Annotated in this window: 14 protein-coding genes and 1 tRNA gene; 12 read left to right on the top strand and 3 right to left on the bottom strand. The window is 73.8% G+C overall.

The genetic code is table 11. The annotated features are described in order from the left end of the window. Nucleotides 1-2: 2 nt before the first annotated feature. The 8 genes from ACFVXG_RS07350 to ACFVXG_RS07315 all read left to right on the top strand — a co-directional run bounded on the left by ACFVXG_RS07350 (nt 3) and on the right by ACFVXG_RS07315 (nt 6482). A tRNA-Gln gene (locus tag ACFVXG_RS07350) sits at nt 3-73 on the top strand. Nucleotides 74-225: 152 nt separating this feature from the next. Continuing rightward, nucleotides 226-1680, top strand: coding sequence for a bifunctional UDP-N-acetylglucosamine diphosphorylase/glucosamine-1-phosphate N-acetyltransferase GlmU (gene glmU / locus ACFVXG_RS07345; protein WP_387925197.1), 1455 nt, complete (start codon nt 226-228; stop codon nt 1678-1680). Between the two features lie 201 nt (nt 1681-1881). Beyond that, nucleotides 1882-2859: a ribose-phosphate diphosphokinase gene (locus ACFVXG_RS07340; protein WP_387925195.1), complete on the top strand. Its 978-nt coding sequence runs from the start codon at nt 1882-1884 to the stop codon at nt 2857-2859. Between the two features lie 327 nt (nt 2860-3186). Continuing rightward, the gene (locus ACFVXG_RS07335) at nt 3187-3780 is read left to right on the top strand and encodes a 50S ribosomal protein L25/general stress protein Ctc (RefSeq protein ID WP_387925193.1); all 594 of its coding nucleotides are present in this window, start codon (nt 3187-3189) and stop codon (nt 3778-3780) included. 129 nt (nt 3781-3909) lie between these two features. After that, complete coding sequence (pth, locus tag ACFVXG_RS07330) at nt 3910-4488, top strand: aminoacyl-tRNA hydrolase (protein WP_387925191.1); 579 nt, start codon at nt 3910-3912, stop codon at nt 4486-4488. Between the two features lie 154 nt (nt 4489-4642). After that, a complete protein-coding gene (locus ACFVXG_RS07325; RefSeq protein ID WP_387925189.1) occupies nt 4643-4966 on the top strand; it encodes a hypothetical protein in 324 nt (107 codons plus the stop codon). Between the two features lie 93 nt (nt 4967-5059). After that, nucleotides 5060-5581: a SigE family RNA polymerase sigma factor gene (locus ACFVXG_RS07320; RefSeq protein WP_387925187.1), complete on the top strand. Its 522-nt coding sequence runs from the start codon at nt 5060-5062 to the stop codon at nt 5579-5581. Next, entirely contained in the window at nt 5571-6482 is a 912-nt protein-coding gene (locus tag ACFVXG_RS07315; RefSeq protein ID WP_387925185.1) for a hypothetical protein, read from the top strand. The genes ACFVXG_RS07320 and ACFVXG_RS07315 overlap by 11 nt, the downstream gene beginning before the upstream one ends. Nucleotides 6483-6539: 57 nt before the next feature. Here ACFVXG_RS07315 and ppc read toward each other — a convergent pair whose 3' ends face one another. Continuing rightward, nucleotides 6540-9335, bottom strand: coding sequence for a phosphoenolpyruvate carboxylase (gene ppc, locus ACFVXG_RS07310; RefSeq protein ID WP_387925183.1), 2796 nt, complete (start codon nt 9333-9335; stop codon nt 6540-6542). A 260-nt stretch (nt 9336-9595) separates the two neighbouring features. Between ppc and ACFVXG_RS07305 the strand changes: the two genes are divergently transcribed. Further along, complete coding sequence (locus ACFVXG_RS07305; protein WP_387925181.1) at nt 9596-10867, top strand: sensor histidine kinase; 1272 nt, start codon at nt 9596-9598, stop codon at nt 10865-10867. 37 nt (nt 10868-10904) lie between these two features. On the opposite strand, the gene ACFVXG_RS07300 is transcribed toward ACFVXG_RS07305, so the two are convergent. Together ACFVXG_RS07300 and ACFVXG_RS07295 are read right to left on the bottom strand one after the other, a co-directional pair. Next, complete coding sequence (locus ACFVXG_RS07300; RefSeq protein WP_387925750.1) at nt 10905-11447, bottom strand: SUKH-3 domain-containing protein; 543 nt, start codon at nt 11445-11447, stop codon at nt 10905-10907. 128 nt (nt 11448-11575) lie between these two features. Beyond that, nucleotides 11576-12037 carry a YwqJ-related putative deaminase gene (locus tag ACFVXG_RS07295; protein WP_387925179.1) on the bottom strand — a complete coding sequence of 154 codons (462 nt, stop codon included), beginning with the start codon at nt 12035-12037 and terminating at the stop codon, nt 11576-11578. A 425-nt stretch (nt 12038-12462) separates the two neighbouring features. Here ACFVXG_RS07295 and ACFVXG_RS07290 point away from each other — a divergent pair, with 425 nt between their 5' ends. From ACFVXG_RS07290 to ACFVXG_RS07280, 3 genes are all read left to right on the top strand, one after another. Beyond that, the gene (locus ACFVXG_RS07290; RefSeq protein WP_387925177.1) at nt 12463-13611 is read left to right on the top strand and encodes a Gfo/Idh/MocA family protein; all 1149 of its coding nucleotides are present in this window, start codon (nt 12463-12465) and stop codon (nt 13609-13611) included. Continuing rightward, entirely contained in the window at nt 13608-14726 is a 1119-nt protein-coding gene (locus ACFVXG_RS07285; RefSeq protein ID WP_387925175.1) for a DegT/DnrJ/EryC1/StrS family aminotransferase, read from the top strand. The genes ACFVXG_RS07290 and ACFVXG_RS07285 overlap by 4 nt, the downstream gene beginning before the upstream one ends. Nucleotides 14727-14789: 63 nt before the next feature. Continuing rightward, nucleotides 14790-15791, top strand: coding sequence for an SMI1/KNR4 family protein (locus ACFVXG_RS07280; protein ID WP_387925173.1), 1002 nt, complete (start codon nt 14790-14792; stop codon nt 15789-15791). The last annotated feature ends 8 nt before the right edge of the window (nt 15792-15799 follow it).

Genomic DNA, 15799 nt, shown 5'->3' with positions numbered 1-15799 from the left:
GGTCCCGGATCGTCTAAGGGCAGGACAGCTGGTTTTGGTCCAGCTTATGGGGGTTCGAATCCTCCTCCGGGAGCACTGAGTACGGCCGCGGGCGGGCATGCGCGGGCCGGGCCGCTGGCATTCCGGCCGGCTGCCCCGCACTATCCTCGAACTGCCAGAGCACATGTGCGGACCGCGTTCTGGCCTGCTCTGCCTCTCTGTGAACCTAATGAGGAGCCTCCCCGCATGGGTGCCAATTCGCTTGCCGCCGTTGTCGTGCTCGCCGCCGGTGGCGGGACCCGGATGAAGTCGAACAAGCTGCCCAAGGTGCTGCACGAGGTGTGCGGCCGTTCGCTGGTGGGTCATGCGGTGTCGGCGGCCGGGGAACTGACGCCGGGGCAGCTCGTCGTGGTGGTCGGGCACCAGCGCGAGCAGGTCGAGGAGCACCTGGCGGCGCACTACCCGGTCGCGCGCCCGGTCGTGCAGGAGGAGCAGAACGGCACCGGCCACGCGGTCCGCACCGCGCTGGAGGCGCTGGCCGCCGACGGCGTGACCCTGGACGGCACCGTGATCATCACCGCCGGGGACTCGCCGCTGCTGACCGGCGACACCCTGCGCCGGCTGGCCCGCTCGCACGAGGCGCAGCAGAACGGCGTCACCGTGCTGACCGCCGTCGTCCCCGAGCCCTTCGGCTACGGCCGGATCCTGCGCGACGAGGACGGCACCGTCGCGGCGATCGTCGAGGAGCGGGACGCCACCGCCACCCAGCGCGCCATCGCCGAGATCAACTCCGGCGTCTTCGCCTTCGACGCCAAGCTGCTCACCGAGGCGCTGGCCGAGCTCACCACGGACAACTCGCAGGGCGAGGAGTACCTGACCGACACCCTGGAGATCCTGCGCACGGCCGGGCACCGGGTCGGCGCCGTGGTCGCCGAGGACCACCGGGACATCCTGGGCATCAACGACCGGGTCCAGCTGGCGCAGGCCCGCCGGCTGCTGAACGACCGCCTGCTGGAGCGGGCGATGCGCGCGGGCGTCACCGTGGTCGACCCGGCCACCACCTGGCTGGACGTCCAGGTGACGTACGAGCCGGACGCGGTCGTGCTGCCGAACACCCAGCTGCAGGGCGCGACCCACCTGGGCGAGGACTGCGAGGTGGGACCGAACTCCACCCTCAAGGACACCCTGGTCGGCGCCGGCGCCCGTGTGAGCAACACCACGGCCGACCGCGCCGAGATCGGCGAGCTGGCCTCCACCGGCCCGTACGCCTACCTGCGGCCGGGGGCGAAGCTGGCCCGCAAGGCGAAGGTCGGCACCTACGTCGAGGTCAAGAACTCCGAGCTGGGCGAGGGCGCCAAGGTGCCGCACCTCTCCTACATCGGCGACGCCACGATCGGCGAGGGCACCAACGTCGGCGCGGCCTCGGTCACCGTGAACTACGACGGGGTCAAGAAGCACCGCACCGTGATCGGCGCGCACTGCCGCACCGGCTCGGACAACATGTTCATCGCCCCGGTCACCATCGGTGACGGCGCTTACACCGGCGCGGGCTCGGTGATCACCACCGATGTCCCGCCCGGCGCACTCGGCGTGAACCGCGCGCAGCAGCGCAACATCGAGGGCTGGGTCGAGCGCAAGCGCCCCGGAACGGTGTCCGCCCAGGCCGCGCAGGCCGCGACGGACGGTGCCGCGGAGGCCTGACCGCCCGGCCGGGCGGCCCCGGGTCGATCCCGGGGCGGACGGTTTCTGCGCGGGCGCGTAACCTTGGGGACATACGTGCGCCACTGGGCTTACCGCCCGTGTCCAGGCGTACCGACATTTCCCTGATCCCCCGTGAGCGCGGGCTTGGCCTGCCCTCCTCGGGGACGGGGTTCAGCGTTCGCGACGCGAGGAGACGGTGCAGTGAGCGGGATCACGACGTCGGGTGAGAAGAAGCTGAAGCTCTTCTCCGGCCGTGCCCACCCGGAGCTGGCGAGGGAGGTGGCCGAGGCGCTGGGGACCGAGCTGGTCCCGACCAAGGCCCTGGACTTCGCCAACGGCGAGATCTACGTCCGCTTCCTGGACTCCGCGCGCGGCGCGGACTGCTTCGTGATGCAGAGCCACACGGCTCCCATCAACCAGTGGATCATGGAGCAGCTGATCATGATCGATGCTCTGAAGCGGGCCTCCGCCAAGAGCATCACCGCGATCCTGCCGTTCTACGGCTACGCCCGCCAGGACAAGAAGCACCTCGGCCGCGAGCCCATCTCGGCCCGGCTGATCGCCGACCTGCTGCGCCAGGCCGGTGCCGACCGCCTGATGGCCGTGGACCTGCACACCGCGCAGATCCAGGGCTTCTTCGACGGCCCGGTGGACCACCTGTTCGCGCTGCCGATGCTGGCCGACTACGTGGGCGAGCGGGTCGACCGCGCCAAGCTGACGATCGTCTCGCCGGACGCCGGCCGGGTGAAGGTGGCCGACCAGTGGTGCGACCGGCTGGACGCGCCGCTGGCGATCATCCACAAGCGCCGCGACATGACCCAGGCCAACACGATCCTGTCGGCCGAGGTCGTCGGTGACGTCAAGGACCGGGTCTGCGTCCTGGTCGACGACATGATCGACACGGCCGGCACGATCTGCGCCGCCGCCGACGCGCTGTTCGAGAACGGTGCCGCGGACGTCCTGGTGGCCGCCACCCACGGCGTGCTCTCCGGCCCGGCCGCGGACCGGCTGAAGAACTCGCGGGTGAGCGAGTTCGTGTTCACCAACACGCTGCCCACCCCGGCCGAGCTCCAGCTGGACAAGATCACCACGCTGTCCATCGCCCCGTCGATCGCCGCCGCGATCCGCGAGGTCTTCGAGGAGGGCTCGGTCACCAGCCTCTTCGAGGGCGTGCACTGACGAAGCCCGCACAGGCGGCCCCGGACCACTTCGGTCCGGGGCCGCCTGCGGTTCGCCGGTCGGCGCCGCCCCCTCCCGCGGGTCCGGCCGGGGCCGATTTCGCGGGAGGGGGCCGGTGCGGTTAGACTCGTGAAACTGCTCGGCGAGGGATGTCGTGTGCCCGCTCGACGGACACCGACTCCGTGATCGACGCGCTGCCGGTAGCGGATTCCGTCCGCCGGCAGAAGTCGTTGCCGCCGAGTGACCCCCGAACGTACTGAGGGTGTGGTCCCGGCGGTTTTTCGCGTTGCCTGCACCCCCGCGCCAGTCTTCCCGAGGAGTGCAGTCGTGTCCGAGATCCGCCTTGCCGCTGAGACCCGTACCGAGTTCGGCAAGGGTGCCGCCCGTCGCGCCCGCCGCGCCGGCTTCGTCCCCGGTGTCGTCTACGGCCACGGCCACACCCCGGTTCACCTGAACCTGCCGAGCCACGACCTGATGATGGCCCTCAAGACCCCGAACGCCCTGCTGGTCGTTCCGATCGAGGGCAAGGACGAGTACGTCCTGCCGAAGGCCGTCCAGCGCGAGGCCATCAAGCGCACCATCGAGCACGTCGACCTGCTGCTGGTCAAGCGTGGCGAGAAGGTCACCGTCGAGATCCCGGTCCTCACCGAGGGCGAGCTGGCCCCGGGCGGCAACCTGCTGGAGCACGTCCTCAACGCGCTGCCGATCGAGGCCGAGGCCACCCACCTGCCCGAGTCGGTCACCGTCTCGGTCGAGGGCCTGGAGGCCGGTGCCTCGATCACCGCCGGTGACATCGAGCTGCCCAAGGGCACCTCGCTGGCCGTCGAGGCCGACGCCGTCGTGCTGCAGGTCATCGGCGCCCAGGCCTCGCAGGCCGACGCCGACGCCGAGGCCGCCGAGGCCGAGGGCACCGAGGCCTGAGCCTCCCCCCTGGCCGGCTGACGAAGCCGTAGCTGTGACCGCTGCCCCGGCCGCTCCCGACGGAGCGGCCGGGGCAGTGGTGTGTCCGGGATGATGACGTCGAGCGTGCAGGCGAGGAGTGAGGGCGTGATGGCGGACGAGTACGAGGGCCCCTGGCTGGTGGTGGGGCTGGGCAACCCGGGCGAGCAGTACGCCCGGAACCGGCACAACATCGGGTTCATGGTGGTGGACCTGCTGGCGCAGCGGATGGGCGCCAAGTTCAAGGCGCACAAGAGCCGGGCGCAGGTGGCCGAGGGGCGGCTGGCGGGCAAGCGGGTGGTGCTCGCCAAGCCGATGTCCTTCATGAACCTCTCCGGCGGGCCGGTGACGGCGCTGCGGGACTTCTACAAGGCGCCCGCCTCGGCGCTGATCGCCGTCCACGACGAGCTGGACATCGACTACGCGGCGCTGCGGCTCAAGCTCGGCGGTGGGGACAACGGCCACAACGGGCTGAAGTCGATCACCAAGTCGCTGGGCCCGGACTACCACCGGGTGCGCTGCGGGATCGGCCGTCCGCCGGGCCGGATGGAGGTCGCGGACTTCGTCCTGAAGGACTTCTCTTCGACCGAGCGCAAGGAGCTGGAGTGGTTCGTGGACCGCTCGGCCGACGCGGTGGAGGCGCTGCTGTCCGAGGGGCTGGAGCGCGCGCAGGGTTCGTACAACTCCTGACCCCGACCGTTCCTGACGCGGTGTCATGTGCGCGGTGTGCCGGGTACACAACAGTCGTACAACGCTTGCCCGGCAAACCTGAATCCATGTGAGAACCCTGTGCGGGATCGGATAGCGTCGGCCTGGTACGCGAACGGGTCCTGGGGAGTTCTCGATGCGCAGATTGCGTCCGGTCCGCCGACTTCGGCGGCTCCGGGTGGTCCGGCTGAAGCAGTTCGGACGGCGGGTCGGCACGGCCGGTGCGCTGGGGGCGGCGGGGATGCTGCTGTCCGGCGGTGCGGTGGCGCACGCCGATCCGGTGGCCGAGCCGGACCCGGTGGTCTCGCCGGAGCCCGCGGCGGCGCAGTTCGGTCCGGTGCTCGGCGACTCGGTCGGCCCCGACGCGGGGCTGCTGGCGGTCGGCGGCGGCCTGGTGGTCGCGGCCGGCGGTGCGGCGCTGTGGTTGAAGCGCCGGCGCGCGGGTGAGCCCGCGGAGTAGGAACGTGCGGCGAGGGGCCGGTGTCCACGGGAGTGGGCGCCGGCCCCTCGCCGTCTTGTCATCCGTTTCCGGCGGCCGGTGCGTCCTGTGGGTATGAAGCGCGATTCGAGGGGGCCGGAGGGCGTCGGCGGCGATCCGTTCGACGAGTTCGTCGCGGCGCGGTACGGGGCGCTGCTGCGCAGCGCCTTCCTGATCACCGGGGACGTGCACGACGCCCGGGACCTGCTGCACGACGCCCTGGCGCGGGTCTACCCGAGGCGCTCGGCCATCCGCGACCCGGAGGCCGCCGAGGGGTACGTCCGTACCACGATGGTCCGCACCCACGTGTCCCGCTGGCGGCGGACCCGGCGCGAGGTGCTGACCCCCGAACTCCCGGATACCCCTGGTGAGTCGGCGGACGTCGAGGACGAGCGGCTGGCCGGGGCGCTGCGGGCGCTGCCCAGGCGCCAGCGGGCGGCGGTGGTGCTGCGCTACTACGTGGACCTCCCGGTCGCCAGGGTGGCCGAGGAGCTGGGCTGCTCGCTGCCGACGGCCAAGACCCACCTCGCCCGGGCGATGAAGGCGCTTCGCCAGGAACTGGCCGGCGAGAGGGAGTTGATGAGCAATGTCGGCTGAGCGACCGGACGGATTCGAGGAGGAGCTGGTCGCCCGGCTCGGGGCCCGGGCGGGCTCGGTGGGCGGCACCCCGCCGCTGGCGGCGCTGCGCGAGGCCGGACGGCGGCGGCTGCGGCGCCGGGCCGCGGTGCGCGGGGTGGCGGCGGTGACGCTGCTGGCGGCCGGGACGGGGGTGCTCGGGCAGGTGGGGCAGCTGGGTGGGGGCGCGGACGGGGCGCGGCAGCCGGTCGGGACGCCGACGGCCGGGGCGGCCACCGGGTCGGCGCCGTGGTGGTCGGCCGGGCCGGTGAACGGCTGCTCGGCGGGCCCGAGTTCGCTGCGGACGCCGGGCTTCTACCCGCCGGTGCGGTCGAGCGGAACGCCGGCGTCGGGGACCTCGGGCCCGGGCGGCACCGGCGGGCCGTCCGCGCTGCTGGCGCAGCCGGGCATGCCGGGCATGCCCCCGCCGCAGGTGACGCCGGCCGAGCCGCGGGCCTGGTTCCCGTTCGACCCCGACCTCTACCGGGCCTCCCGGGACATCGCGGACCTGGCCGTCGGCCCGTACCGGGACCAGTACTTCGGGATGTGCAGCGACGAAGCCGCCCACACGCTCTACGTGATGCGCACCTTCGGTGCGGGCGACTTCGAACAGGCTGTCCGGGAGCGGGTGACCTCGGCGAAGGTGCGGATCGAGTTCCGGGACGCCGCCGGGAGCCGGGTCGCCCTGGACGCGCTGGCCGCGCGGATCGCCGCGGACGCCCCGACGTACTGGAAGTCCCGGGGCGTGACGGTCGTCGGGGTCGCGGTGTGCACCGACGGTGCCGGCGTGCGGGTGGACGTCGCCCAGCCGGCCGACGGCGTGCGGGCGGAGTTCACCGACCGGTACGGCTCGCTGGTGGCCGAGGTCGTCCACCGCGGTTGAGCACGACGGAGGGCCGGTGTCCCACGGGGGTGGACACCGGCCCTCCGTCGTTCCCGGTCAGCCGGTGTTGCGCAGGCCGGCGGCGATGCCGTTGACGGTGAGCAGCAGCGCGCGGGCGCGCAGCGGGTCCTCCGGGCGGCCGGTCGCCACCTCCTCGCGCTGGCGGCGCAGCAGCGCGACCTGGAGGTAGGAGATCGGGTCGAGGTAGGCGTCGCGGACGGTGAAGGTCTGCTTCAACACCGGGTTGTGCTCCAGCAGTTCGCTCTCTCCGGTGAGCCGCAGCACCTCGCGCAGGGTGAGGTCGTGCTCGGCGACGATCTGGTCGAAGATGTGCCGCAGCTCGCCGGGCACCAGCTGCTCGACGTAGTGGCGGGCGATCCGCAGGTCGGTCTTGGCCAGCGTCATGGCGACGTTGGACAGGAAGTTGCGGAAGAAGTGCCACTGGCCGTGCATCTCGTCCAGCACGTCGCCGAGTCCGGCCGCGCGGGCGGCGGCGAGGCCGGAGCCGACGCCGTACCAGCCGGGGACGATCTGGCGGGACTGGGTCCAGCCGAACACCCACGGGATGGCGCGCAGGCCGTCCAGGCCGGCGCCGGAGTCGGGGCGGCGGGACGGGCGGGAGCCCAGGTGCAGCGAGGCGAGCTGGTCGACCGGGGTGGAGGCGAAGAAGTACTTCGGCAGGTCCTCCTGGTCGACCAGGGCGCGGTAGGAGGTGTGGGCGGCCTCGGAGACCCGGTCCATCGCGGCGTCCCAGCGGGCCAGTTCCTCGGGGGCCTGGCGCGGGGAGGTGTGCAGCGCGGAGGCGGCGAGGGTGGCGGAGATGGTCAGCTCCAGGTTCTCCCGGGCGAGGGAGGGGAGCAGGTACTTGTCGGAGATGACCTCGCCCTGCTCGGTGACCTTGATCTCGCCCTCCAGGGTGCCCCAGGGCTGGGCCAGGATGGCCTCGTGGGAGGGGCCGCCGCCGCGGCCGACGGTGCCGCCGCGGCCGTGGAACAGGCGCAGCCGGATGCCGTAGCGGTGGGCGACGTCGCGCAGTCGGCGCTGGGCGCGGTGGATCTCCCACTGGGAGGTGGTGATGCCGCCGAACTTGGAGGAGTCGGAGTAGCCGAGCATGACCTCCTGGACGTCGCCGCGCAGCGAGACGAGCAGCCGGTAGGAGGGGTCGGACAGCATCTCGTCCATGATGCGGTCGGCCTGCTGGAGCTCGTCGGTGGTCTCCAGCAGCGGCACGATGCCGATCTTGGCGATGCCGGCGTGCAGGTCGATCAGACCGGCCTCGCGGGCCAGCACGGTGGCGGCGAAGACGTCGTCGGCGCCCTGGCACATCGAGATGATGTAGCTCTCGACGATCTCGTCGCCGAAGCGCTCGAAGCCCTGGCGGATGGTGTTGAAGACGCCCAGGGTCTTGGTGCCGGCCTCGTCCAGCGGGGCCGGGGTGGGGGCCAGCGGGCGGCGCGAGCGCAGCTCCTTGGCGAGCAGCTTCTGCCGGTACTCGCGGGGCATGTCGGCGTAGCGCCAGGCCTCTTCGCCGAGGCGGTCGAAGAGCTGGCCGAGCGCGTGGTGGTGGGCCTCGGCGTGCTCGCGCACGTCCATGGTGGCGAGCTGGAGGCCGAAGGCCTCGATGGTGCGGATGGCGCGGGCGAGGCGGCCGTCGGCGATCAGCTCGCCGCGGTGGGCGCGCAGCGAGTCCTGGATCAGCCGCAGGTCGGTGAGCAGTTCGCGGGTGCCGACGTAGTCGCGGCCCTCGACGTGCGGGGTGCCGCCGGCCAGGCGCTCGCGGGTGTTCTCCAGCTTGAGCCGGATGCAGGTGGCCTTGAGGCGGTAGGGCTCCTCGGCGTTCATCCGCTTGTAGCGGGGGCTGAGTTCGGGGAGCCGGTGCAGGTCGGTGTTGAGCGAGGCGAGCAGGTCGACCGAGGCGCCGGCCAGCCGCTCGGAGGTGGAGAGGGTGTTGCGCAGGTCGTCGATCGCGGCGAGGGCGTCCTTGATGCCGTACTCGTGCTGGAGGTTGAGGACGTCCCAGGTGACCTGCGGGGTGACGTTGGGGTTGCCGTCGCGGTCGCCGCCGATCCAGGTGCCGAAGGTCAGCGGGCGCACGCCGTCGGGCAGGTTGAGGCCGACCCGGGCGAGCTCCTCGTGCAGTTCCTCCAGCACCACGGGGACGGCCTCGCGGTAGAGCTCGTCCAGGTAGTAGACGGCGTTGCGGGCCTCGTCGGTGGGCTCGGGGCGGGCGATGCGCAGTTCGTCGGTCTGCCAGAGCAGGTCGATGACCTCGGCGAGGCGGCGGTCGGCGGAGCGCTTGGCGCTGCTGGTGCGGGCCGGGTCGGCGGCGGCCAGGCCGTTGCTGAGCTCCTCGCGGTGGATGCGGTCGAGGAGTTCGCCGATCCGGCGCAGCTTGTTGAGCACGCTGCGGCGGGCGGCCTCGGTGGGGTGGGCGGTGAAGACCGGGCGGACCGCGAGGTGGGCCAGGGTGTCCTGGAGGTGCTTGGGGTCGGCCTCGGCCAGCTGGTCGGCGGTCTGGGCCAGCAGCGAGCCCTCGCGGGCCCGGCGGGTGGCGAACTCCCGGCCGCGGTGCACCTGCTCGGTGACGTTGGCGAGGTGGAAGTAGGTGGAGAAGGCGCGGACCAGCTTGGCGGCCGTGTCCAGGTCGATGTCGGAGAGGAGTTCGGCGGTGGCCTCGCCGTCGGTGCGGCTGAGCAGGCGGACCTGTTCGACCAGGCCCAGCAGCTGGGGGCCCTCCTGGCGGACCAGCGTCTCGCCGAGCAGGTCGCCGAGGCGGCGGATGTCCGCGCGCAGGGCGGCATTGTCGGCGACGGCGGTGGGGCTGTCCGCCGGGGCGGGGACCGGAGCGGTCACGGCTGGCTCCCTGAGGTGGTGGGGTTCGGCAACGGCTCATCGTCACAGGTCCACGCGCAGTGTGGCGGGTGTGACGCGTGCGGACCGCGCTGTCCGACGCGACCAGCATAGGTGTCGGGGCGGTCGCTGTCCGCGAGGTGGCCGGATGGCGGACAGGGCTGCCGAAAACCACCTGTGGTCTGGACCACTTGAGGGGGGTCGGGGGCGTACCGGGTAATCCGGGTGGGGACGGGGAGGGGTTGCCGCTTAATCTGTCAGGCATGAGCAAGTCGCCTGGGGAGCGCGTGCCGGTCCGGTCGTTCTGGTGGTGGGAGCGGCGGCGCAGCGCCCTCCTCGACATCGGGCTGGCGCTGCTCGCCGCGGTCGAGTGCTCGGCCAGCACGATCGCCTTCCTGTCCGCCCGGATGCACGTGACCACGCTCGGCGCGATCGGGGTCGCGGTGCTCGGCACGGTGGCCGGCGGCTCGCTGGTGGTGCGCCGGCGGTGCCCGGCCGTCCCGGTGGTGGCGACCCTGCTGGTGATGCCCGGGATGCTGGGCGTGGTGCTGCTGGTGGTGTCGATGTACACGCTGGCGGCGACCTGGGAGTGGCCCTCCCGGCGCCGCCGGGTGGTGGCGCTGTCCGGGCTGGCCTTCGCCGAGGCGAGCGCCGTGATGGCGCTGCAGCTGATGACCCCGGACGACTCGATGGCGGCGGAGCGGCCGCCGCTGTGGGGCATGGTCGTGCTGTCGCTGATGGTCGCGGTCGGACTGACCGTCGCCCCGGTGGTGACCGGCCTGTACGTGGGGGCGCGGCGGCGGCTGATCGAGTCGCTCAAGGACCGCGCGCACGGCCTGGAGACCGAACTGGACCTGCTGGCCGAGCAGGCCCAGGAACGCGCCCGCCGGGCCCGGCTGGAGGAGCGCACCCGGATAGCCCGGGAGATGCACGACGTGGTCGCGCACCGGGTCTCGCTGATGGTGGTGCACTCCGGGGCGCTGGAGCGAATAGCCGTCAAGGACCCGGAGAAGGCCGCGCAGAGCGCCAGGCTGATGGGCGAGGTGGGACGTCAGGCGCTGAACGAGCTGCGCGAGATCCTCGGCGTGCTGCGGATGGACGACGAGCGCCCCCAGGAGCCGGACTCGCTGGTCGGGCTGCCCCGGCTGGTGGACCAGTCCCGGGCGGCCGGGATGGCCGTGACCCTGACGGTCAGCGGCAGCCGGCAGGAGTTCACCGCCGAGGCCGAGCAGACCGCCTACCGGGTCGTCCAGGAGGGGCTGACCAACGCCCACAAGCACGCGGGCGGGGCGCAGGTGTCGGTGCTGCTGGCGTACGCGCCGAACGGGGTGCGGGTCAGCGTGGTGAACGCCTGCCCGGGCGGGGAGCGGGGCTCCGCGCAACTGCCCAGCGGGGGCAACGGGCTGGTCGGGATGCGGGAGCGGGTGATCGCGCTGGGCGGCACCTTCTCGTCCGGGCCGGAGGCGGACGGGGGCTTCCGGGTCGAGGCGGTGCTGCCGTCCCGGCTGGCCGTCCGCGGGGACCGGCTCGGCTAGGGCCCGTCCTCGGCGGCCGACCCTCGCGGCCCGGCCGCTAGACGTACTCCCCGCCGTACTCCTCGGCGGTGCGCAGCCGTTCCGGGGCGGTGCCCAGGACCAGCGCGCTGATCGCCTGGTCGATGCCGTGGCCGAGGAACCACTCGCCGGTGTGGTCCAGGCTGTAGACCCGGCCCTCCTCGTCGACGGCCAGCAGCGCCTGCCCGTACGCCTCCTCGCCGAGCGGGGCGAGCTTGCAGCCCAGGGCCCGGCCGAGGTCGAACAGGGTGCGCGGCTGGTGCACGCCGCACATCGGGTCGATCAGGAACGGGGTGCGGGCCAGCTGGCGGCCCGGCCCGGACAGGTCGAAGGCGAGGCCGCCGAACTCGGCCCAGGCCTCCACGGCCGCCGGGAACACCGCGTGCGGCACGCCGCCGGGGCCGCCGTGCCCGACCAGGGCGTCGGCCCACTCCTCGGCCTGCCGGATCTGCCAGCGGCCGGGGTGCCAGCCGGCCGCCTTGAGTTCGGCGGCGACGTCGGCGGGGAAGCGCGGTCGGGTCCGCCCGGCGGGGCCGGCCGGTTGCGGGCCGGTCGGGGGCAGGATGGTCGGGGCGAGGGTGGCCGGCGGGGGCGGGGGCGGGCTGGGCGGATTCAGGGCGTGCTCCGGGGCTCGGGGACAGGGGGGCGTACGAGGGGCGGCCGGGTGCGGGCGCCCGGCGTGCGGACGGTTCAGCGCGCGGGCGGCCCGACGGCGACGCTCAGCACCGTGAAGTGCTCCAGCATCGGGCCGCAGGAGCGGCACGGCGGGGCGTGGGTGCCGTGCGCCGGGTCGCCCTCCTCGCGGATCCGGAGCGTCGTCATCCGGGAGCCCTTGAGGGCCTTGCGGGCCTCGTGCAGGCTCATCGGCTTGCGGGCGGCGCGCTTGGAGCGCTTCCCGTCGACCGTGGTCAGGTACTGGGAGAGCAGGACGGCCTCCGGGCAGCGGCCGGTGAACCGTTCGCGGGCCTCGACCGGCAGGGTGTCCAGGAACTCGCCGACCAGCGCGTGCAGGACCGGGCGCCGGTCGTCCTTGTCGCCCGCCAGGGTGTGCACCTCGCCGCCCTTGAGCGACAGCGCGGCGGCGACGGCCGGCAGCAGGCTGTCGCGGTGGTGGCGCAGCACGGGCGGGCCCGCCGGCTCACCGGTGGTCATGCGGTGTCCTCCTCCTCGTTCCTGGCGGTCCGGTTCCCGTTGGCTCCGGTCGGTCCCGGGGCAAGCCTGTCATTTGACACCGACAACCGCACAACCGGGGTGCGGCGCGGGCCGAACACCCGTGCGGTCGCCGGGGCCGGGTGCCCGTCCCACCCCGAATCCTGGCCGTACCGGGGCCGGATCCGCACAGCGTCGTCCTGACTTGTCCGCCGATCTACCGAAACCGCCCCCTCCCCCCGGCCCCGCCCGGTACGGTTCCGGCAGCGAGCCGAGGAGGACCCCGGCCCGGCCGTGCGGACACCGACCGGCCGGGCCGACTCCGGTGCCCGCACCGGACGTTGAGGCCGCCGGGGCGGGCGCGGGCCCGCCCCGGCGCCGGAGCCAGGGAGGGTCCAGCCGGGCCTTCCATTGAGGGGGCCCGAGCGATGACGTCGAAGCCGTGGGCGGACGCGACCGCCAACCAGGCGCCCGGCGGCCACCTGCCCACCCCGGGCGAGGTGCCCCGGCCGGTGCCGGAACGGCCGGTGGGCCTCGCGGTGGTCGGGGCCGGCTACTGGGGGCCGAAGCTGGTCCGCAACGCCCAGCACACCCCGGCGCTGCGGCTGCACTGGCTGTGCGACCTGGACGAGGCCAAGGCCCGTACCGTGCTGGGGGAGTACAGCACCGTCGGGGCGACCGGCCGGTACGAGCGGGTGCTGGCGGACGAACGGGTCGACGCCGTCGCGGTGGCCACCCCGGCGGGCTCCCACTACCCGCTGGTGCGGGCCGCGCTGGAGGCCGGCAAGCACGTGCTGGTGGAGAAGCCGATCACCACCTCCGCCGCCCAGGCCGTCGAACTCGTCGAACTGGCCGAGGCCGCCGGGCTGGTGCTGATGTGCGACCACACCTTCTGCTACACCCCGGTGGTCCGCCGGATCCGCGAGCTGGTGCACGGCGGGGAGATCGGCGACGTCCAGTTCTTCGACTCGGTGCGGATCAACCTCGGCCTGGTCCAGCCGGACGTCGACGTGCTGTGGGACCTCGCCCCGCACGACCTGTCCATCCTGGACTTCGTGCTGCCGCCCGGGGTCGTGCCGGTCGGCGTCTCCGCCCAGGGCGCCGACCCGATCGGGGCCGGCCGGGCCTGCGTCGCCTACCTGACGGTGCGGCTCAGCAACGGCGCGCTGGCGCACTGCCACGTCAACTGGCTCTCCCCGACGAAGGTCCGCACCACGCTGATCGGCGGCTCCCGGCGCACCCTGGTCTGGGACGACCTCAACCCGCAGGCCCGGCTGGCCGTGCACGACCGCGGGGTGGACCTCACCCCGCCCGACCAGCTCACCGAGGCCATCCGGCGCCGGGCGCTGATCTCCTACCGGGTCGGCGAGATGGTCGCGCCCGCGCTGGTCGAGCAGGAGGCGCTGCGCAACGTGATGGCCGAGTTCGCGGCCGCCGTCGTCGAGGGCCGGGCCCCGCTCACCGACGGGCGGGCCGGGGTGCGGGTGCTGGAACTGCTGGAGGCGGCCTCGCTGAGCCTCGAACTCGGCGGCGTCACCGTGCCGGTGGGCGCGGGGGAGCGGGAGGCGGTCCGGTGACGGCGGAGATCCCCCTGGTCGACCTGGCCGCCGCGCACGCCGAGATCGAGGCCGAGGTGCGGGCCGGCTTCGACCGGGTGCTGGCGAGCGGCGCCTTCGTCAAGGGCCCCGAAGTGGCCGCCTTCGAGCGGGAGTACGCCGCCTTCGCGGGCGTCCGGCACTGCGTGGGCGCCGCCAACGGCACCGACGCCCTGGAACTCGCCCTGCGCGCCCTCGACCTGCCGCCCGGCGCCGGGGTGGTGCTGCCCGCCAACACCTTCGTCGCCACCGCCGAGGCCGTGCAGCGGGCCGGGCTGCGCCCGGTGCCGGTCGACGTCGACCCCGAGCACCTGCTGATCGACCCGGACCGGGCCGCCGCCGTGCTGCCCGGGGCGGCGGCCCTGCTGCCGGTGCACCTGTTCGGCCAGTGCGCGCCGATGGAGGCGCTGCTGGAACTCGCCGACGGCCGCCCGGTGGTGGAGGACGCCGCGCAGTCCCAGGGCGCCCGGCGGCACGGCCGCGGCCGGTACGGGCGGATCGCGGCGACCAGCTTCTACCCGGGCAAGAACCTCGGCGGCTACGGCGACGCCGGGGCGGTGCTCACCGACGACGACGAACTCGCCGCCGCCGTACGGCTGATCGGCGACCACGGCGCCCGCGACAAGTACGTACACGAGCGCTTCGGCTTCAACTCCCGGATGGACGCCCTGCAAGCCGTCGTCCTGCGGGCCAAACTGCGCCGGCTGCCCGACTGGAACGCCGCCCGCCGCACCGCCGCGGCCCGCTACGACCGGCTGCTCGACGGCCTCCCGGGCGTCACCCCGCCGGGCACCGCGCCGGGCAACGAACACGTCCGCCACCTCTACCCGGTGCGGATCGCCCGCGGCCGCGACGCCGTGCTCGCCGCGCTGCACGCCGCCGGCATCGGCGCCGGGGTGCACTACCCCGTCCCGGTGCACCTCCAGCCCGCGTTCCGCCCGCTCGGGTACGGCGCGGGCGCCTTCCCGGTCGCCGAACGGGCGGCCGGCGAACTGCTCAGCCTGCCGCTGCACCCCCACCTCACGGAGGCCCAGCAGGTACGGGTCGTGGAGGTGTTGCGCCGGGCCCTGGGTGCGGGGGCTCGGCCGGGCGGGTGACCCCCTACTCTTGGTGCCGAGCAAGCGCACCGAAGAATTGCAGCAGCCAGTGGGGGCTCCCAGATGACGACAGGTCGGCCCGGCGTCACCGCCGCACCGAACGCGGCGTACGCAGGTCAGGTGGTGCAGTTCCCGGACCCGGTCCGTGCCGAGCGGCACCCGGCCGGGGTCCGGGTGGACGAGGCCGGCTACCCGGACTTCGGTCCGTACGCGGCCGCGGCCGCCGAGGTCGCCGACCCGCCGGAGGGCTTCGGCGTGGACGAACTGCGCCTGACCGACTACGTCTCGGCCAACGCCGCGCTGTTCACCCAGGGCCACCCGCTCTGGGCCGACCTGGAGACCGCCGTGGCCACCCCGCCCGGCTGGACCTGGCACCACGCGGTCGGCCGGGCCGCCCCCGGCTGGCGCCGGATGGAGCTCGTCCCGGTCGAGGTCAAGGCCCTGCTGCGGCACCACGGCGGCCTGGCCACCTCGCCCGCCGACCACACCCGCCGGGGCACCCGCCCGCTGCAGGAGCGCCGGCCCGTCCACTTCTCGCTGGCCAAGGACGGCGGCGACCCGATCGGCGTCCCCGAGGACCTGGTGCAGCGCGCCGAGGAGCGCCTCGGCTACCGGCTCCCCGCCGCCTACCGCACCTTCCTCAAGCTGGGCGGCGGCCGCGGCCCGGTCGGGGTCGCGCTGGACACCGAGCTCGGCATGCTGCTCGACCAGCCGTTCCTGACCCTCACCGAGGAGTACGGCACCGAGGACGTCGTCTACGCCAACAAGTGCCTGCGCGACCACCTCACCAAGGACTACCTGGGCATCGCCTACGCGCAGGGCGGCATCATCGCCCTCAAGGTGCGCGGCGACCAGGTCGGCTCGGTCTGGTTCCACCTGTACGACGACGCCCGGGACGCCGGCGGGCCGGAGGCCCCCGAGGACCGCTGCGCCCGGCTGCTGCTGCCCTGCGGGGACGACTTCGACGCCTTCCTGCTCCGGCTGGCCGGCAGCCCGCCGGAGCTGGAGACGGTCGCGGAGCTGATGGTGGACGGCGGGTTCGCCCGGGCCGTCCCGGTGGACTGACGTGACCG

It is taken from the genome of Kitasatospora sp. NPDC058162 (genome assembly GCF_042884005.1).
In the GTDB taxonomy this organism is placed as follows: Bacteria; Actinomycetota; Actinomycetes; order Streptomycetales; family Streptomycetaceae; genus Kitasatospora.
This window is presented reverse-complemented; position numbering and strand designations above follow the sequence as displayed.